This window comes from Agarivorans gilvus, assembly GCF_001420915.1.
GTDB lineage: Bacteria > Pseudomonadota > Gammaproteobacteria > Enterobacterales > Celerinatantimonadaceae > Agarivorans > Agarivorans gilvus.
Window position 1 is genome coordinate 2,509,806 of sequence record NZ_CP013021.1, and the last position, 20,237, is coordinate 2,530,042.

16 protein-coding genes are annotated in these 20,237 nt (G+C 46.2%); all 16 read right to left on the reverse strand.

Features of this window, described 5'->3' with window-relative positions; genetic code table 11:
- Positions 1-12: 12 nt before the first annotated feature.
- Positions 13-885, reverse strand: a complete 873-nt coding sequence (locus AR383_RS11710) for a hypothetical protein (protein WP_055733305.1) — start codon at positions 883-885, stop codon at positions 13-15.
- 2 nt (positions 886-887) lie between these two features.
- On the reverse strand, positions 888-1,175 hold the full coding sequence (locus tag AR383_RS11715) for a PAAR domain-containing protein (protein ID WP_055733306.1): 288 nt from the start codon (positions 1,173-1,175) through the stop codon (positions 888-890).
- An 8-nt stretch (positions 1,176-1,183) separates the two neighbouring features.
- Complete coding sequence (tssI, locus tag AR383_RS11720; RefSeq protein ID WP_055733307.1) at positions 1,184-2,998, reverse strand: type VI secretion system tip protein TssI/VgrG; 1,815 nt, start codon at positions 2,996-2,998, stop codon at positions 1,184-1,186.
- 62 nt (positions 2,999-3,060) lie between these two features.
- Positions 3,061-3,540, reverse strand: coding sequence for an Hcp family type VI secretion system effector (locus AR383_RS11725; protein WP_055733308.1), 480 nt, complete (start codon positions 3,538-3,540; stop codon positions 3,061-3,063).
- Between the two features lie 194 nt (positions 3,541-3,734).
- Positions 3,735-6,320 (reverse strand): type VI secretion system ATPase TssH, encoded by a 2,586-nt coding sequence (gene tssH, locus AR383_RS11730; RefSeq protein ID WP_055733309.1) that lies wholly within the window; start codon positions 6,318-6,320, stop codon positions 3,735-3,737.
- 33 nt (positions 6,321-6,353) lie between these two features.
- Complete coding sequence (gene tssG, locus AR383_RS11735) at positions 6,354-7,331, reverse strand: type VI secretion system baseplate subunit TssG (RefSeq protein ID WP_055733310.1); 978 nt, start codon at positions 7,329-7,331, stop codon at positions 6,354-6,356.
- Positions 7,328-9,157 (reverse strand): type VI secretion system baseplate subunit TssF, encoded by a 1,830-nt coding sequence (tssF, locus tag AR383_RS11740; protein ID WP_055733311.1) that lies wholly within the window; start codon positions 9,155-9,157, stop codon positions 7,328-7,330. The genes tssG and tssF overlap by 4 nt, the downstream gene beginning before the upstream one ends.
- Before the next feature lie 3 nt (positions 9,158-9,160).
- Positions 9,161-9,640: a type VI secretion system baseplate subunit TssE gene (gene tssE / locus AR383_RS11745; RefSeq protein ID WP_055733312.1), complete on the reverse strand. Its 480-nt coding sequence runs from the start codon at positions 9,638-9,640 to the stop codon at positions 9,161-9,163.
- Positions 9,640-10,449 carry a type VI secretion system accessory protein TagJ gene (locus AR383_RS11750; RefSeq protein ID WP_055733313.1) on the reverse strand — a complete coding sequence of 270 codons (810 nt, stop codon included), beginning with the start codon at positions 10,447-10,449 and terminating at the stop codon, positions 9,640-9,642. The genes tssE and AR383_RS11750 overlap by 1 nt, the downstream gene beginning before the upstream one ends.
- Before the next feature lie 4 nt (positions 10,450-10,453).
- Positions 10,454-12,010 carry a type VI secretion system contractile sheath large subunit gene (tssC, locus tag AR383_RS11755; RefSeq protein WP_055733314.1) on the reverse strand — a complete coding sequence of 519 codons (1,557 nt, stop codon included), beginning with the start codon at positions 12,008-12,010 and terminating at the stop codon, positions 10,454-10,456.
- A gap of 34 nt (positions 12,011-12,044) precedes the next feature.
- Positions 12,045-13,538 carry a type VI secretion system contractile sheath large subunit gene (gene tssC, locus AR383_RS11760; protein WP_055733315.1) on the reverse strand — a complete coding sequence of 498 codons (1,494 nt, stop codon included), beginning with the start codon at positions 13,536-13,538 and terminating at the stop codon, positions 12,045-12,047.
- Positions 13,535-14,050 carry a type VI secretion system contractile sheath small subunit gene (tssB, locus tag AR383_RS11765; protein ID WP_055733316.1) on the reverse strand — a complete coding sequence of 172 codons (516 nt, stop codon included), beginning with the start codon at positions 14,048-14,050 and terminating at the stop codon, positions 13,535-13,537. The genes tssC (AR383_RS11760) and tssB overlap by 4 nt, the downstream gene beginning before the upstream one ends.
- A gap of 47 nt (positions 14,051-14,097) precedes the next feature.
- Positions 14,098-15,207 carry a type VI secretion system protein TssA gene (gene tssA / locus AR383_RS11770; RefSeq protein WP_055733317.1) on the reverse strand — a complete coding sequence of 370 codons (1,110 nt, stop codon included), beginning with the start codon at positions 15,205-15,207 and terminating at the stop codon, positions 14,098-14,100.
- A gap of 3 nt (positions 15,208-15,210) precedes the next feature.
- Positions 15,211-16,035, reverse strand: coding sequence for a PP2C family protein-serine/threonine phosphatase (locus AR383_RS11775; RefSeq protein ID WP_229711267.1), 825 nt, complete (start codon positions 16,033-16,035; stop codon positions 15,211-15,213).
- Positions 16,029-16,715: a type VI secretion system-associated protein TagF gene (tagF, locus tag AR383_RS11780; protein WP_055733318.1), complete on the reverse strand. Its 687-nt coding sequence runs from the start codon at positions 16,713-16,715 to the stop codon at positions 16,029-16,031. The genes AR383_RS11775 and tagF overlap by 7 nt, the downstream gene beginning before the upstream one ends.
- Positions 16,697-20,230 carry a type VI secretion system membrane subunit TssM gene (tssM, locus tag AR383_RS11785; RefSeq protein ID WP_055733319.1) on the reverse strand — a complete coding sequence of 1,178 codons (3,534 nt, stop codon included), beginning with the start codon at positions 20,228-20,230 and terminating at the stop codon, positions 16,697-16,699. Before tssM ends, tagF begins: the two co-directional genes overlap by 19 nt.
- Between the last annotated feature and the right edge of the window lie 7 nt (positions 20,231-20,237).

Here is a 20,237-nt window from a genome sequence, read left to right on the forward strand (position 1 = left end):
TGTTCTACACCACTAGGCTACCCACGCGAGCATCATTGCACTGCGATAGGTCTTATCTGAAATATCGAGTTGAAAGCTCACGCCTGTGTGCTTTTTACGTTGGTAGTGCGTCACCAGGTGACACAGCTTAAACAAACCACTACAAGCAGCTAGATCACCTACTCTCGCATCAGCAAACACCACTTGGCTACGATTATTCAAACACCCCGAAAAGCACTGAAAAGCGGTTAACCAAGCCGCTTTTAGTTCTTCTTCTAACGAGATCGGCAGGTAGCACTGGGTTAATGCTTCACCACATTGCACTTGGTAACGTTGCAGCAATGCAGCAATGGTCGCTACTGCACTTTTATCTGGGGTTTGCACCTCATAACTGGCCCAAGGCACACTCAAGCCTGTGCGAGCAGCATAAAGCCGAACTGCCATAAAGCACTGACTGGCGATGCTATTTGTTGCCGCAATATTCGAGTTTGGCTTTAAGCGCGGATCTTGGTGATAAGCCAAGACTTGAATATCACTGACCTGCCGCTGCTGAATTAATTTTAAGGCGTGACGCAACGCCAACTGCATTGCACATCGCCCATAAGGAAATAAATAGACTTTTTTGCATTGTTGCAAGCTCGGCAGGATCTCTACGAGTTCCTGATATGCTTGCGCCTTTGCGGGCTCCAATCGAGACTCTGGTAACAATACAAATATGGCGTCGGCATCGAGTTTCAATTGACCAAGTTTGGCAAACTCTTGCTGAGAAAAACTAAAGTGACGTAAGGCCTGACCTTGTCTAATGGCAATGGGGGCGTCTAAGACTTGTTCATCTAAACTGAACAAAGCTGCTAAGTCATCTACTTCGCCTAATTGAAAAGCATCGATTTCCAGTTGTAGATTCATGCTCATCCTATCAATACCGTAGGATTGCCTACTACAATCTTGCCACCATGGGCTGTCGGGTCGCCCAAGCGAGCGACAGCCTTGCCACCAACAGTGACAGAGGATGAACCGGCCTTAATCGTATCGGGCGGCCCAATGCATACCAACTTATCGCCAACACAAGCTACTGGCATGCCACCGACAGTCACGCTGCCATTACCACCCGCGACAGGCCCTCCCACATGAGGCACTTTATTCTGAACTTTAGGACATACGTGAAACGACCCAAGCATAGCAACCGGCTTACCCATGGCTCTTCCTAATTTAACGAAATAGCTGGCGCTTTAAGCGCAATAGAGGTGCCATTAATCGAAACCGAAGTTCCTTTAATGTCAATGTTGCCGCCGCTTGAAAGGGTAATTGAAGCCCCTCCCGCCTTAATCGTTATTTTACTACCGGCCAGCAAATCAATGTTTTTACCGACATCAATCACTAGATTTTTGCCGATTTTCTCAGACTGGTTCTCGGCAACATCAATGGTTAAATCTTTGCCAATACGCTCGGTCTGGTTTTGCTTAATTACAGTTTGCAGATCCTTCTCGGCCTGCAGGTAAAGCAACTCCTTGCCCACATCATCATCGAAGCGAATTTCGTTAAAATTACTCTCTCCGCCTCCTTTAGTGGAGCGGGTTTTCACTCCTGATTGAGACTTCTTACTGGGCAAACCATAAGGTGGCATTTGCTCACCATTATATAAGGCGCCGGTGATAACCGGTTGGTCGGGGTCGCCCTCTAAAAAACTCACCAACACTTCTTGGCCAACTCTAGGTAAGAAAAACGCACCATAGCGATTACCAGCCCAATGTTGCGAAACCCGTATCCAGCAGGAGCTATTGCTGTCACTTTTGCCTTCACGGTCCCAATGAAACAGCACCTTAATTCGGCCGTACTTATCCACATGGATCTCTTCTCCAGGGTCACCTGTCACCAAGGCTGTTTGAGCACCGTAAATAATCGGTTTGGGAGTGGTTTGGGATGGCCTAAATAGCACATCAGAAGGAATACAAGAAAATTGGTTATGTAATACTTGGCCGCTATTTTTTGCCGCCCCCGTTTGGCTAGTAATAGCCACACTTAAACTAAGTTGGGTGATTAAATAACTTTTACCAACTTGGGCAGGATCTTCATGGGCTTTAAAGGCGAAATAGTGGCCGGCGCTAAAGGTGGCGCAGGTACTGCCAGCCTGACAAACAACGGTATCTCGCTGCATTGCTTCTAAGGCTACATTGGCCGCATCTTGCAAGACCGGATTAAACTCAGAACCTGCGTAATATTCAAATACTTCGGCATTCTGCTGTTGCTTAGCTAGGGCGGTGTTTTGCTGTTCAGCGCTTGGCTTAGCACTGGGTTTTATAAAGTCGTAACCGCCTTTGCTTGCCCGTCCCGGTGTAATGTTGAGATTACCACTCCAGGAAAACACATGTGACTCTGCTAAGGAACCCGTAGTAAAGGCCACTTTGCTTTCTTCTGCCTCGCGGTATGCGCTGAATGCATCGGCTAATACCAGGGTATGTTTCGCCTTGCTATGTTCAATAATGTAAAAGATCCCAGCTTCTTCCAGCAGACGATGCACAAAGGCAAAATCACTTTCGTTATATTGCACCTTATAACCCAAAGTAGGGTAACTCGCTTTAAGCTCGCTTTTCACTTGTACACTGTGCTCAGCAAGGATCTTTTTTACAATATCGTCAGCGCTTAAGTTTTGAAAAATACGGCAATTACTACGCTGCTTCAGAAAATGTAAATTTGGCACAATCTGTAGTTGATAATCTTGATACTTCTCTCCTTCAGCTTCACTAGGAACGCGACTGCCTAAGGAGGTAATACTTGCAACAACGCCATTAAAAAAACGGGTAACACTAGTCTTATCTTTTAGATAATCTAAATTAATAGTAACCGGCTTTCCAATAACGTCGGACTCAGCAATTATTTGTCCGTTTGTATAACAAGAAACATTAATAGAGAATGGCGATGAAATCCCTTCCTGAATATCAAACTGAGTAAGATGCAATACATCCTTACCTAAGGGTGTATCTATTTTAATAATATTCTTACTTTGACTTGCTTTTTCCATATGCTTCATGTTCACACTAGTTAAAAATAAGCGGGATAGGTGACTACCCCGCAGAAAACCAATTACATTTGTTGGCCTTTAACACCGCTATAACCATAAACAAGCGGAGCTTGAACATTGTTTTGATCATCAGTAGGTGTAACCGTCATCATCATTTCTGTATAAGAAATGGTAATGTTCTCAACTGGACGGTCATCTTGAATAGAGACTGAATAGCTAGAAATCATCGCATCAGTCAATTCAATCTTCATGATCTCTTCAATCTTCTCGCCTTGCTTAGTGATGTGGAAAACGGCTGGTTTACCCTTACCAATAGTGGCTTCTTTAAATAGATCAGGAGAGGCTTTGTCTTGCATCTTAGTGATGGTGATATCACATAAACGTGTTGCACTCGCTTCACGGTCTTGAGCAGTACCAGTATGCGAAGTGATCTCACGAGCAACAGACCAATCAACAGACATAAGCGTAATCATGTCTTTGTATTGTTCAGCTGTCGCTTCCCCTTTGATATCACCGTACTTCAAATAAGTATTTGCTTGCATGCTAATTTCCTTTAGCTAATTAAGTAAAAATCAACCCTTTTGGGTAAGTTTTAATATAACGCGTCAACACGCGCAATTTGTTAGCCGCAACGTCATCACATTTAATAAACCACATAAAATAAAAAATGAACAACAGCCACAACCAGATTAAACCACTACATTATAGATATTTTGATCAATAGTGGAAACAATAATTAATTTATTTCTAAACAATAAACACCATCGATTAAGTTAACGTTTATTTTATTTATATTTTCACGTCGAGAAACAGCCTCTAGCACCTTGTTGGATATCACAGGTAGAAGCTCATTTTGTATGTTGTTTTGAATTGCTCTAGCGCCAACGTCAGCATTTTGTGACTGCTCATTTAGATGCGTAATGATAGCTTCTGAAAAATGTAGTTTGGCTTGGTAACAGCGGCTAAAGCGCTGCTCTACTCTGGCCAACTGCAAACGGACAATTTGACTTAGTGTTTCGTAGCTAAGCGGAACAAATGGAATGAGGTTTAATCGACCAATAAATGCGGGTTTAAACACGGCTAACAAGTCATCGTTTAATGCTTGCTTTAAACCTTCAATGTCAGGAGCCGTTTCTTCATCTTCAAACAGTCCGATAGTTGTATCGGTACCTACATTTGAAGTCATAATAATGATGGTATTTTTAAAATCTATATCTCGACCTTCTCCATCTTTTATGCTGCCCTTATCAAATACCTGATAGAAAATATCTTGTACTCCAGGGTGAGCCTTTTCCATCTCATCTAGCAATACAACACTGTATGGCTTTCGACGAACCGCTTCAGTTAGCACGCCACCTTCACCGTATCCAACATAACCCGGAGGAGAGCCCACTAGCAGCGATACTTTATGCTCCTCTTTAAACTCCGACATATTAATCACCGTTAAATTGTCTTCGCTGCCGTAAACTTGTTCCGCAAGAGTCAAGGCCGTTTCAGTTTTACCAGTACCACTTGGCCCAGTAAGTAGAAATACCCCATTAGGTTTACGTTCATCACTTAACTGGGCTCGGGCAGTTTGTACCACTTTACTGATCAACTCTAAGGCATGGTCTTGGCCAACAATTCGCTCACCCATTCGCTGAGGTAAACTTAAAATCGTGTCCACGTCATTGGCCTGCATCCGCCCTAAAGGAATACCAGTCCAATCAGCAATTACCTCGGCCACCAGCACCTCGTCTACCTCTAAAAACACCATTGGTTGCTCGACTTCCGCTAAGCTAGCTTTGATTTCCACCAATTGCTCACGCACATTTTCTTCAGCAGCACCTTCAGCTTGTAATAAACAGGCAAGATGTTGCTTGGCTTGCACGACCAGGCCCTGCTCATCGCGCCATGTGGCTTCAGCTTGTTGTAAGCAATTTTGCGTATCGACTAATTCAGCATTGAGTTGCTGAAGCAACTCTTGATGCTCAGAACCAGTTAATTGTTCGCGCTCTAATTGCTCTATTTGGGCATGCAATTGCTGTTGCTTACGCTGCAATCGTTCTACTTGGCTAGGGGTCGCCGCTTGACTCATCGCAACCCGGGCACAGGCGGTATCAAGTAAGGCGACCGCTTTGTCCGGGAGTTGACGCCCGTTGATATAACGATGGGATAAATGCACTGCCGCCTGCAGGGCTTGGTCACTAATTGAGACTCGGTGATGTTGTTCCATTACTGGCAACAAACCGCGTAGCATGACTATCGCCTGCTCTTCACTGGGTTCTTCAACTTTCACCACCTGAAAGCGACGCGTCAGCGCCGCGTCTTTTTCAAAGTACTTTTTGTACTCCGCCCAAGTGGTTGCCGCAATAGTACGTAACTCACCACGGGCTAAAGCTGGCTTTAGCAAATTTGCCGCATCATTTTGTCCGGCTTGGCCACCACTGCCAATCAAGGTATGCGCCTCGTCGATGAATACAATAATCGGTGTGGCTGAATTTTTTACTTCATTAATAACCGACTTAAGACGATTCTCAAATTCACCTTTCATGCCGGCACCCGCTTGCAACAAGGCTAAATCCAGAACATGAATTTTTACCTTTTGCAGCGATTCCGGCACATCATTGTCGGCAATACGCTGAGCTAAACCTTCAACTACTGCCGTTTTACCCACCCCTGCTTCACCGGTAAGGATCGGATTGTTTTGGCGGCGCCGGGTTAAAATATCAATCATCTGACGAATCTCTTCGTCACGCCCAAGGATGGGGTCGAGTTTGCCAGTGCGCGCTTGCTCTGTAAGGTCAGTAGTAAACTGATCTAAGCTTGGCGTTTTAGCGGAACTATTTACCTGACTGGCTGAAGCCATATCGGCATTTTGTTTTGAGTTAAGCCATAACTGCACCAATTGACTTGAATCGATACTCTCTAATTGCTTGAGAAAATGCATGGTACTGAAGCTAAGCGTATCATCGCTCAACAAGGCATGAATAATATGGATGGGCGCAATAGTGTTCACGTTATACTCAATCGAGGCGGCCATCCAAGCTGCATTTAGCAGGCTAACAATTTGCGGCGACAAACCGGGGGTTTGCTGATTGCCCGTTTTGGCTCCTTCTAAATTACGATTAAGATCGGCCGTTAAGGCATCAATATCTACCGAAAAATGCTTGGCAACTAACATCAAGTCTTCAGTCTGGCTTTCGCACATCGCCAACAACCAATGCTGAATTTCTACACTAAAGTGACTACGGCTATTAGACAAGGCTGCTGCAGCTTCTAAGCTCTGCTTAGCCGCTGGTGACAGCTTTTCCACCATTGATTTTAAAGTCATTGTCGACATCTGTTTTTCCTTTAATCCTTTAAACTAAATCGATTAAGCGATGGGAACTTTAGTTTGCTCGTCCATTTGCTTGCTGTTGATGGTTAATGCACTACCTTGCCCTAAGCCCAAGCCGGAACTCCCTAAACGTGAACTTGGCATGTCGCGGTAACGCGCCATGAGACTCCAGCGAGGCCGAATATGCGTAGGTAAGTAATCAGCAACGACCTCCTGCAGTAGTGACAATGTTTTACTACCCGGTAATAATTGCTGGGCTCGCGTTGCATTAGCCGCATGAATTTCAATCTCTATAGCCGAACCGACGTCCCAAACTTTGTGGCCAAGAGTGGCGCTGAAACCAAGTTGAGCATGTTGCCCTTCAGGATTAGCGCGACTCGCTAGACGTGTTTGCTCCGCTTCACTCAATGATAACCACTGACCTAAGCGCTCATTCACCACCACCTTGCAGCCCGAAATTAACCCTACAATTTGCTTTAAACCCTGAGCGCTACGAAGCGATTGAGAAAATAAACCGCCAAGGTATTGCTGAGTGAAACTAGAAGTGCCCGACAAGGAACTCAACACACGAGAAATGGGGTCCTGCTGAGCAGTTTGTTGCTGACGCTGATATTGCAGTGGAAACTGGTACTTCTCCCAGGCGCGGTGGTACAAGGAGATCAATCGATGATGGAAGATGTCTAAAAAATCACGTAAGGACTCGTCTTTTTGTTTACAGCGGTCCATCACCCACTCACTGTAATGACGCGGCATAACACCGCTTGGTCCAGTTAGACCAAAAAAATTGACGAACACGGTATAGGGCTGATCCCCAGCATTGGGAGGCTCTACACGTTCTAGTGCTTTGCCTGGAAAGCCTAGATTTTGTGGGACTTTAAAGCGCAATACTTCGTTTTTGGGCAAGGTATCAGAGCCGACACCGTTATGTAGAGCTCCGCGCCCCGCCTGAATGGCCACCACGCTATGGTGAAAATCTTGCTCACTGCCGCTATTTAGGCTGTCAAATAACTTCACAACAGCTCCTTATCACCAGCCATTGCCGGCCAGCGATGCAATACATCATTGCCACCGAGTAGCTTTATGGACAAACGAGTAAAGCTATTAATGGTGGTGTATTGGGCAAAGAAATGAGCTAATACATTGCCAAAGAAGAACAAATTAATGCCTGACAGCTCTTGGTTTACAAATTCCAACACGATGTCTGAACCATGACAAAAACCTACTCGACCATTTTGTACAACTCGTGCGGTAGCGCGAGTGACCTGTACTTTAGCAATCGCCTCTATGAGCACTTTAGTTTGAGGGGCTTGTTTAAAATCATAAAGTTGTAACAGCTCTTGCAACAGCTTAACGGCATTAGGCTGGTTAAAATGATTTAAGGTTAAATGACTCGCCAGCTGCCAGCGCGAAGCATCGAACATGGCGGGTCGAACAGGCTCACTAAAAGGTAATAAGCAGCGCACATTTTTTAAGGAATCGGTACGACTTGGCACTACTATCGATGGCTGTCCACCGCCAAAAGGCAAGCGCGCAGGTAGGTTTCGATTACTACATAGGGCCTTGGCTGAGACTAGCCATTGCTCATGTTGCTCAACATCTAAAGCCTTAGCGTTTCCATCAACCACCGATAAGTAGCTCTCTACACCGGGTTCATCATGTCCACCAGCCCACTTATTTAACTCTCGCCTCAAGGTCCAAAATAGGTTTCCGGCTTGTGGGTAATGGGGCAATTGGCTGCCATAAAATGGACTAACGGCAACACTATTATCATGTTGATCAAAGGCTTCTACATCTGTCACCCTGACCACTTCAGAGATATCGGCATCCCGATAACGAGGCACTAAACGATGTTCGAAACGAGCGGGATCTAAACGCAGAGGCTCCAGCTCGTCCTCGAACAAGTTGATCACTGGCACACAGCCTAACAAGATGTTCTCTGCGGTAAGTTGTTTCGCTAGGATGTCGCTATCACTGTCGAGATAGATATATAAATCAACTTCATGTTGCTCGCCAAACCAGCTTGGCTCCAGCCCCTGCAGCTCAAAAAACATGAATTTTTCAGGACACAAAAAGTGCTCCACCAACAAACGATAACCATTGAAGGTACGTTGCTCATAGGGCACCACTTTTTCATCGTCAGCAAAACCCACACTGCTAATATGGCGAGCCTGAAGGTATTGATGCGCCTGCATGCTGCCTGGCGCAGCAAAGGCCAAGCCGATGCTAGATTGGAAAATCAGCTGATAAAGCTGATAGCTAAGTTGAGACTGGCCATGAATATAAAAACGCATTTTTTGTATGCCAACGTCACTCAATGCAACATCGTCAAATTCACAACTTAAACGCAGTTTTATTACCGCTGCCGCATTCTTTTGGAAGTTAGGTCGCGGCGCTTTAAATGGAGCGCCTTCAAAACTCGCATGAGTCACTTCCACTGGCCACATTTCGGTATCGTAACAAGTATTAAAGCGACAACTTTTATAGCCGGGTACTTGGGTTTCTAGCTCGGTACCCTTAGGGATCATCAAGCTATAATCAGTGACATTTTGAGTACTCATTTTAATCACTGAAATCGACGGAATAGGAGCGTGATAGTCAGGATAAAGCTGTCCTAACAGGGCCTCGGTTAACTCAGGAAAGCTATCATCTAACTTTTGCCGCACTTGGGCGGTAAGTAAGGACACGCCCTCCAACAAGCGAGAGACATGCGGGTCTTCGACATTTTCTTCGCTCATTCGCAAACGGCCGGCGACTTTCGGATAGCGCTCGGCGAACTCCGCCCCCATATGGCGTAAGTAGGCAAGCTCTCGATTGTAGTACTTTAATAACTCGTCACTCATGCGCTACTCAACTATTTTAATACCAAGGCATACCGGCTCAACCTCAGAGTCAAAGGTGATTTCCTCCGGTTCAGGATCGGCATGGCAAAGTGCATGAATGCGTAATCGCAATATACGATCTAAGGGTTGCTCGTCGTTGACAGTAGTTACCGATAAATCAATAAAACGAGGCTCAAACTTACGAATCGTTTGCTCGACAATTTGGCATAGCAACTCACGGCCATCTTGACTACTTAAAGGCATCGATGAAAAGTCAGGTAGACCATAGCTGAACAAAGAAAGATCCAGCTCGCTATACCATTCAGGCCAAATATGCCAATGTAGCTTGGCATTAAGTAAGGCCTCTAGATCGCGACGAATACTGCGCCGGTAGGCCTGGCGACCATAGCCTGAATAAATATCACCGCTTATGGGTTGATCATCTAGGCCATTACTTAACCTATCGAGCAACGACAGCTGCAATGCGGGTTGAACGCCACTCATTAACCAACGGCCTCGGTACTAGCCTGGGTAGACAAGCAATCCAGCTGAGATAAGGCTAAGGCCTCGTCATTCACTAGCCACATTTTTTGACCGCGGCCTTGGTAAAATTCACTACTCAAAACCGCTTGCCAATCAGTTTCACGCCCCAGTTTTTCCGCGTCGGATTCGCTAGCGAGATAAGTCATCGGAACGAAGACTTCACCTGATGGCCCCTCTTTAATATCGAGCTCTGCACGACGCCAAACATGTTCAAACAGTGTGCTAGCGGGTAGCAGCTTCAACCAAGTAATGTCGGCGAAAGGCACAAAGTAATAATTGCCATTTGAACCAAACACCTCGAGATAGCCCGCTAAACTGTCATCCAAATCGCGCAATTCGTGACAGGGTTTATCGTCAATTTGCAACTGCGCCGGTTCACGTAAGTGCTCTAGCTGTTGGGCTGCTTGTTCAAAGTCACTCTTATTTTGATTTAACTGAGCCAAACGAACAGCAACTAATGGAGCGAGGCTCTTAGACGCGCCAGTAACCAGGCTGGCGGTATCGCCCCCGCGAGAAAAGTCGACGCGAGACTGAGCGGCATGTACCAGTTGACGCATGTTTAAGGCACCAGGCACGCACTCGGGATGTTGCTTCACTAACAAATCTAACTGTTGGTCAGCTCGCTCTAGTTGACCATCAATACATAGCAGTTCAATGAAGCGACTGCGGGTATCTAAATCTTTGGGCTTTTGCTTAAGATGGGCAATTGTTGCGGCTATTGCCTCACTTAACTGTCCTTGTTGAATCAACTGGGTAATCTGTTGTTGCATCTGTTTATCCTGCTTGGCTGTAGCTGGGTGATAACTCGGTTATCAAGCGAATACTGGAAATCATTTGGTCGAGCTGAAAATGCGGACGCAAATGGATAATGGAGTAGTAATGGCCAGGCTTACCGGCTTGTTCTTTAACTTGAATCTTGGCTTCGTTTAATGGGTAGCGGGCGCGGATTTCATCGGAGGCCTCATCTGATGCGGTGGTGTAAGCATGCAACCAACTTTGTAAATCACGCTCTATCATGTTGGCATTATCAAATGAGCCCACTCGGTCACGCCCCATCACTTTTATGTAATGGGCAAAACGAGATACGCACAATACGTATTGCAACATCGATGACAAACGCGCATTCACGGCTACCGATAAGCTGTCGTATTGCTGTGGCAAATTGACTGAAGCATTGCTGTATAACACCAAGTGTTCGGTATGAGGCACAGTAGATACCGGAATAAAGCCATTGTCTGACAATTGCTTTTCTAAACGGTCCCCCACCTGCAAATTCACCGATGGCTTGGCCGAATGGATGTGTCGTGAAAACTTGAAACGAGAACTAGGCAGGTCAAATACCAAACCATGTTTATACTGACCCGGTTGTAAACCACGGATCTGGCTAAACCAGCCAGAATCTTTAAAAGCCCGCAAAGCAACAGCGGCAACGCCATAAGCGGCATTACCCCATAAATAATCGGCTTCGGCATCATTAACTTGCTCAACAAACATGAAGCCTTCTTGGCGACGCCCATCCTGCTGATAAGGCTCTCGCATTAGAATATTGGGGCTAGTAATACCTAAAAAACGCGAATCTTCTTGGCAGCGCAATTTACGCCAATTGATGTATTCCGCTTGTGAGAATTGCGCGCTAATATCTCGCACCGATGCCAACTCACTGTAGAAGTTAACACCAAACATCGATGGGGCAGCGCCAGTAACAAATGGCGCAAACGCCGCTGCAGCAACATGACTAATGGCCCGTAGCGCATCGATGTCATTGGTTGGCATGCTAGGTTTAGCTTGATGAGATATTTGGTAATCTCCCACAATCAAACCAAAAGGCTCCCCGCCAGGCATACTGAACTCATTGGTATAAATCAGCTTAAACAACTCACTTTGATCGAACTCAATGGCGCGAGAAGCATCACGGCAGAGTTCTCGCCAGTTAATGCTAATTAATTTCACCTTCACAATTAAACTGTGATCTTGAGTACCCGATTGCTCGGTGAGGTATTTCACGCCCCGCCAACTGGCCTCTAAGCGCTGGAAACGCGGATGATGAATAATCGCGTTAACTTGGTCATTTAAACGCTCATCAATATCACGAATTGCTCGTAGTAAAAGCGGCCGCAGGCTCTCTGCTGTCCATGCCGACTGATATTGTTGATTATCGCGCTCTAACCAAATTCGCAGCGCCAAATATGCATCTTCTGCCGCTAAAAACTTATCCACCACTTGGCTCTGGGCACACCAATCCACATCAACATGTTGAGTATCTCCCCCAACTTGTCGCAAGCTCTGGCTGTCCACAAAACTCAGTGGTGGTAAAGTTTGAATTGAAGTCATAGTAGTAAAGCGGGCCTTGCGGCCCGCAATCTTGTTATCCGCCGATTTCTGGGATCTTTGCAACCAAACGCAAAGAGGTAGTGAGTTCTTCCATTTGTAGCCAAGGGCGTAACCAAGCCACTGCATTGTACGAACCTGGCGCACCCGGAATTTCTTTCACCTGAACCTTGGCATCCGCAAGGGGGTATTTGGCGCGGATTTCTTGACCACCGCCCTCGGAAGCATTCACGTAGTTGAGGATCCAACGGTTCAGCCAGTTCTCAACATCTTCCGCTTCCATAAAGCTACCAATCTTGTCGCGCGCCATCACTTTTAAGTAGTGAGCAAAGCGAGATGTCGCCATCATGTATGGCAGGCGAGAGGAAATAGCCGCATTGGCCGTGGCATCTGGGCTATCGTATTTCTTTGGTTTTTGACAAGTTTGTGCACCAAAGAACACCGCATAATCGGTATTTTTATAGTGACAAAGCGGTAAGAAACCCAGCTTACTCAATTCCGCTTCTCGGCGATCGGTAATGCCGATTTCGGTAGGACATTTTAAGTCTGGGTCCCCATCATCGGAAACGAATAGATGAGAGGGTAAGTTTTCGACTTTACCTCCACCTTCGGCTCCACGAATCGCCGTACAGAAGCCGTATTTGGCAAATGCTTCGGTCATCCGCACACCCAATACGTAGGAAGCATTCATCCAACAGTACTCGTCATGCTCCGTTGTTTGCGCCATACCGGTTTGAACATCAACTTCAAACTCTTCGTAGTTAAATTCCTCAATAGGAATGGTCGCTTCGCCATAGGGTAACCGGGCCAATACTCGTGGCATCGCCAAGGTCACAAAGCGAGAATCATCACTCTCACGGAAAGAGCGCCACTTAGTGTATTCCAGCGATTCAAATACCTTCTCTAAATCACGCGGTTTAGTGAGTTCAGTCCAATTATCAAAACCAAATAGTGCCGGAGAAGCCGCCGATAAGAACGGAGCAAAACCCGCAGCAGCCACGTTCGACATTAAACTTAAGGACTCAATATCTTCTGGATGATTAGTGAATTCATAATCCCCCACCAAGGCTCCATAAGGCTCACCGCCAGGAGTACCAAATTCAGACTCGTAAACCTTCTTGAAAATTTGGCTTTGATCGAATTCAACCGCCTTACTTAAGTCTTTGTGTAACTCTTTTTTGCTCATGCTGAGCACACGAATTTTCAGCGTTTGGCTAGTCTCTGAATTCATAACCAGGTAGTTAAGGCCACGCCAAGAGCCTTCTAACTTCTGAAAACTCTCATGGTGCATCACTTCAGCTAGTTGCTTAGAAATGAGTTCATCGATGCCGGCAATGGCTTCTCTAAATGTTACCGTCAGGTTTTTGTTCCAACTAACGGTGCCTTTTAGTGCTTCTTCTGTTAGCGTACGTAACAACTCTTCTGAGCGAGATGAGTCGGTTTGCTTAGTCGCACCAATGGCCTGCTCCAATATGGAACCTTGTGCTTCTTCTACACTGGGGTCGAGGGTGGTTTGGCTTTCGGTGCTCATTCTGCCCCCTCCGTGCTAGCTTCTTTATCCAATTCACCTTTTAGCTTTTGCAAGGAATCGGTATTGTTCAGCACTTCTTCTAGAATATTTTCTAGATCTTCCGAACGGTCCACTTTGGTCATCAAATCACGCAACTTATTTCGTGTGTCCATTAATTTACGTAATGGCTCTACCTGATTGACAACCGCCGCCGGAGCAAAATCTTTCATCGAGCTAAATTGAAGCGCTACTGACATTTCAGAGCCATCATCAGCCAGTTTATTGTCTACTCGAAACTCCAACTTGGGATTCATTCGTTTCAATACATCATCGAAATTATCTCGGTCAATTTGGATAAAACGTCGGTCTTTTAATGGTTTCAGAGCCGCAGTATTGTCACCTGCAAAATCGCCCATCACCCCAACTACAAAAGGCAGTTCCTTTTTTACTGCAGCCCCTTCCGTTTCTACATCATAAGTAATGTGAACGCGTGGCTTACGTACCCGAGACAACTTGCCGTGGATACTGTCCATATCAATCTCCTTATTATTGATTAACACGCAGAGCGCTAAGCACCACGTTAGTCCTGTGATTCCGATGAAATACCAGTCAATCGGAAATACCCGGTTCGAGCTTCGTTATCTGAAATCAGTTCTTGCAATAAATCAGGCAAGCTCATTCCACTCCAACGAACAACTTGTTCAATGGCATAAGCCATTGGCGAATGAGGCTCGGTTTGTTTAAAAAACTCAGCAATATTGCCAAGTTGTTGGATCGCATCCGCACGATTTCTAAGTTGCTTATTTGGCGCATCTGCTACCTCAGCAGCAGACGGCTCAATCAAATCGGAAGGCATATCTTCAGGAATAAGCTCAAGCTTGGCCGCACTGAGCTTATCAGCAGCAAGGTAGCGAACCGCTTCTATGCAGTCGCTTAAACGCTTAACGATATGCGAGCTAGGTTGAGGCTCACCAACTGCTTCATCCACTGCTAGCGAAAGTTGTTGATAAGCCTGACTGGCCGCCTCTATATCTTGTAATAGGCTTATAAAAAACTCGGCACTAGTAGCGTTGACGGTAACAGTAATATCTTCTAGTTTTACCGCCCCCGCAGCATGACGTTGATTACGCTTGGTTTCTTCTAAGCGTTCCACTTCAGAGGCTTGTTCAAACTCCCATAAGGAATAAGGCTGCTCTTCAATTACGTCGGTCAATGGGACGCAGGCGATAGGCATCAGTAAAGTACCCTCACCATCGTAACCATTGAGTCCAACCAAAGGAGCTACCCGAGTCACCAGCCCATCTTCATCTGGGCTTGGGTACAGGTGTTCCCAATGATGCTCAATCAGTGTTCTGGCGATATCAAAGCCCTGACGCAAGCCTTTGAACCCCTTACGACGTACTAAGCCTTCGATTAGCCAAGCGGCGAATTCCAAATCTTTACAACTTTCCAGTAAGACTTCTGGAATTTGACTGATGATCGGATCCCACTCATTGGCAAAACTCAGTAAGGGCTCGTTATCAACTAAGGCCTTACGCTCCGAGGCTCGAGCCGTATTGCGCACATCCTTAAGAGTGAAATACGTTGAAAGTGGAGAAGCATCTAAACGCGGGTCTTCTCCGCAAGGAAGTTGTTCTGAAATCGGCTGAGCCAGCTGTGCAAAATCGATGTAATTCAATTCTTGAAACATCCTTTAGCTCCTCACCAGACCACGTCGGTTGAAAAACACCGGTACCGTATCGTCGTTATGTTCTGGTGACGCTTCACCATCGCTCTGACTCACCTTCACCAAAACACAGCTGACATTATCGCTAGCACCTTTTACTAGTGCTGAATGCATTAGCGCTAGACCCGTGTCTGACACACTATTAGCTTGCATGCATATCGCCAGATCGGCGTCACTGAGTTCTTTTGTTAGGCCATCGGAGCACAATAAAAATTGATCCCCTGGAAGTAATTGCCCTGAATTTTGGTCAATACTTAGCTCATCGCTCACACCAATTGCCCGAGTAATCACATTCGATAAGGGATGGTCTTCCGCTTCTGACTCCGCAATGAGTCCTTGTTCAACCATGTCCATAACCTGACTATGATCGCGGGTTTTTCGCTGCAGGTGATTTTGACGCATCAAGTAAATCCGGCTATCTCCCACCCACAAACAATGGAAGAAGCCATCCCGAATAAACAGCAAGACCACCGTGCTACCGGCCGTTTTTCCATCGAGGTGCTGTTGAGAAAACTGGATAATTTGCTGGTTAGCTCGCAACAAAGCTTGCCTTAAGCTGTCACTACTCAGCGCTGAGGAAGGCGTTTGCTCCACACACTGCTTCACCGCATCAATTACCATCTGGCTAGCTACGTCACCTGCAGCATGCCCACCCATACCATCGGCGACGACCCACACCCCTTCCTCGCGAAGGTCCAAAACAGCATCTTCATTATAAGGACGCACTTTTCCGGCATGACTCTGTGCGAAGCTAACAAAGAAACCGTTGATCAATGATGAATTTGCTACCATCCCCATTGCTCCCATTGGCCATCTAACATGGCGGAAAACTGGCTCACAAGCGGCAAGCTATCACTCACTAAGCTGCACTCCGGCACCAAATCAGAGCCTTTGGTCCACCATATACAATAGCGGTCTAAGCGTTGCTTTAGTTGGTAATGCAGTAAGTGCTCGCTAGTCATTGATTGCTCACTTTCCAATACCAGTTGCTCACTTAGCCGAGCATGGTTAAACAAAGGCTTAGTGGTTTTAAGCTCCGATAACCAATCAAGTTCAGTGAGGCTTTCTGCCCAGCGTGTAACATCAGTATCATCATCCAGCAATTTAAGTACTTTTTGCTCACTCAACTCGCTCCACTGACGTTGCTGCCAAACATCTACTGGAAGCTGTTTAATCGGCTTCGCCATAGTGAAATAGAAATGACGCCCAACTTGGTCAACACTGGGCATTAAGGTCCCGGCGATGGCGGACTCCCCACACACACCAGCAGACAACGCAAAGTGCCAAATGGGGCTAGTTAGGTAGCACTCTAGCCAGCGTTCGCCCAGTTGCTCTCGACTTACAGCAGTAATGGCTTGTAACCACTCACTCCAGCCGTTTATAAAATCACTGGGCAGGTGACTTTGTATGAAATCTCCCCGAGCAGGCACTTTGCCAAAATAACCGAAGCCTTCTATAGCGTTACTGGACATGAGAACCTCGCTAAGTCATTCGACCAAAATGGATGCATGGCCGTAGCCGGGATGAGTTCGAGCTGAACCTTATTGCCCTTAAATTCGATATCCAGCAGGTTGTCTTTACGGCTGTCGGGGCGCTGCTTGGCTAAGTCATCCAGCATTCGAAACAAGCCCCAATAACCCGGATAGGTTTCTGAGATAGAATGGCCCGACTTAGGTGGAACAAATGCCAAGCGGGTACTTCGATTTGATTCTGTAGGCCAAATGAAATGAGAGGTTCGCTGAGGCCCATGGCGATAGACCAGCTCTTGCTCACCGAGCTCAATACGAAAGTTATTGATATGGCCATCCAGGTATATCGGTTTAAGGCCAAACTCCACTCGAGGATTTTGCGTACCAGGCTCAAAGAACACATCGCGGATCCGTCTAGCTTGCTGAAATACCTTGAGCGAACTGGGGTCGATACCCACTGAGCGTTCCAGCTTCCAATTACGTTTGCTGGTATCCACTGAGGATTTCAAATAACGCTCAAAAAAGCTGTCCATGGTGCCGCCAAAGCCAAAGAAACGGCTGAAGTCTTTTAAACGTACTTCATCTGAGGCTCGGCTGTTAAACGGATATTTACCGCGAATAGCGGTACGATATTCCTTATATACACTGTCCTTCCAGATAGCATTTACATGAACTTGAGCCCCTCGTTTGGCCAGCGCTGAAGTCTGACTAGATAATTCACTAACCCAAGAGGCGAAGGGAGCAGGTAAATGCTTGCGTGAGCGACGCAAAGCACTGGTGACCGCAGATTGACTATTTTCATCCATTAAACTGGTATAAGCCCGCTTATTGTTTGACTCTGCCAGTAATTCCAAATAATCGCGAAGTTGCAGCAATGACGCATGCAAGCCTTCTAAGTCCGTCTCTGTGATGCCGAGTAACTCGGTAAATTCCGCCTCGACTTCTTCGCCCGGCATTGAAATCTTGGCCTGAGACATATCATTAGGCAGAAAACGGTTAATGCGAGCCTTTTGGTTTTTCAGGGCCACATCGGCGACATTACCTGCAACTTCGGCAGCAACTTTAGAATTATCACTTAGCGCAATGTCGGTTAAACGAAGCTCCTTTTGCACCGCTAAAATGAAGCTTTGTAAGGGCCGCTCTGAGCCGGTCAAATTTTTCAACTGCTCCGCGCCATCCTTAGCTGAGACATAAGGCTTTAATTGCACATCGGCTAGCAGTTGTTCCCATTCATAGATATAGTCTCGGAAATAACGTTCACTTACCGCCTTAACCACTTCGTCACGAGTAGCTTCATCAATAGATAAACTATCTCCATACACCCAGCTGTCTTCCATTAAGCGCTTAACGATGCGGTTATTTTCAATACGAAACAGACCATGAAATCCACTGTAGGTATATAAGCCAGGGATGCCCTCATGCAAAGGAGCCCCACTGATTCGCATAAAGACCTGACGTCCTTGACGTCCAAACACGTCGCTCAATCTGAAATCAGCGACATGGCTCGACAAAAACTCTATACGTAAACGCTGATAGGCGCGTTCCGCCAAGGGCATGCGTGTTAACACGCTACGCGCCTGAGCAATGGCATTTTGCTTAACCGGCACCAGGTTGATGCCTTCAGAGAAAAGGTTACGCGTGTGGGCCATTAAGTCTTGACGCAGTGACTGATTAATTTCACCGGGCAAACGGCGTTCATAAAAAACTTCAAACCAACTATATATTTGCTCAATTTCTCGATGCTCGGCGTCATAGATCATCAAGTACGCTTTTAATGTTTCATACAAGTACTCTAGATATTGCTCGTTATCGGCTAGTTCCTTGGTCATCGCATCGGTCAGGTAAGTCGCAAAATAACCTTGTAAGGCTCGCTGGTAGGCGGCTTGCGCTGGCTGGCCAATTTTTTCACCTTGATATAAGCCCATTCGATATACGCCGTTATCAACTAGCTGTTGGCTATAACCTGCGGGTAAGTCTCTGAGAGCATTGAGAGCCTGTACCAAGGTAATCACATCGGTATCGCTGCTAAGGCCGGGCTTAACTATATTTTGGTACTTCTTCACAGCCGCTTCACTTTGGTCAACCAACTGCATGTTCCAGCTATAACTGCGATACCAAAGACCACTGCAAGCCAATAAGCTCACTACACAAGCTACTGCAAGCCCCCGGCGAAGCCACATACTGTTTTTTTGATGGTGGCGGTTAACCGAACCGACAAATTTCTCAGGGAAGATCACCTCTTCCAGCAAGCGCTTAATAAAATAACCTTTACTTTCCCCACCTTGCTGCTTGAGGGGAACTTGCCCCAGACCCAAACCATTCGAGGTTTCCGCCATTACACGGTCAATAGGTTTGCCCTCTTGGGTTGCACTGGCAATGTACAAACCACGTAACATTGGCGCCTCTTCAAAAGCATTGGGAGAGAAGATCTCTTTCAAAAAGTCATCAATACTCGCCTGTAAAAGATGCATTTGCTTTGGGAATTCATATATAAGCGTTCGTTTATCAATGTCTCGCTCTTGCTGTAGACGAACGTTTAAACGCCCCTGAATTCGTTTCAATAAGCTATGAAACTCGCGATTAAATAATCCCACTACGCCGGCATCTTGATTTTCAGCCACTAGTGGAAAGGTAATGCCCCATATTTGCTCTCGTTCATTGGCATTAAGATCGGCAAAAAACTCACTAAAACCTGCAATTAAATCCGCTTTGGTTAACACCACATAAACTGGAAATTGCATTCCTAATTGATTCTTTAATTCTTGAATGCGTTGCTTAATTGCCCGTGCATGCAGATTTCGTTCAGTACGGGTTTGCTGAGTAAGACTGGCTAAGCTAACGGTAACAATGGCTCCGTTAATGGGACGTTTGGTGCGGTACTTTTTCAATAAACCTAAGAACCCCAACCAAGCACGCGAGTCCTTACTGTTATTGCTGTCTTGCGTGGTATAACGCCCGGCGGTATCAATTAATACCGCCTTATTGGTAAACCACCAGTCGCAGTGACGTGTGCCCCCCACTCCAGCCAGAGGGTCTTCGCCTAATTTATCTTTGAGAGGAAACTCTAGCCCTGAATTTTGTAATGCTGTCGTTTTACCCGTACCAGGAGGGCCGATCATGATGTACCAAGGCAATTGGTACACCCCTTGACCTTTGGCCAAGCTCGAATTTTTCAAGACATCTAGGGCAGTCACCACCCGTTCGCGTAAGGTCTCTACTTCCCGGAGGCTCTCTTCATCATGCTCTTCTTCTCCATCCAGTAAGGACTGCACGGCTTGCTGATTTTGTTTAGCGTTACGGATGTGCTGCCAAAACTGATAAAGCACACAACTCAAGGCGAGCAAGACTATCACCAGCCAGCGAGCGGTAGCACTCACCAAGGGTTCTGCTCCAGCAATCGCGATCAAGGGTCCGCCAAACCAGATAAGAAAGGCCAAGGCCAAAAAGCCCAATAAGGTCATCGCCCACTTAGACCTGAAGCCTTGTATTAAACGCCTAAAAAAAGAACTACTAAACATTATTCAA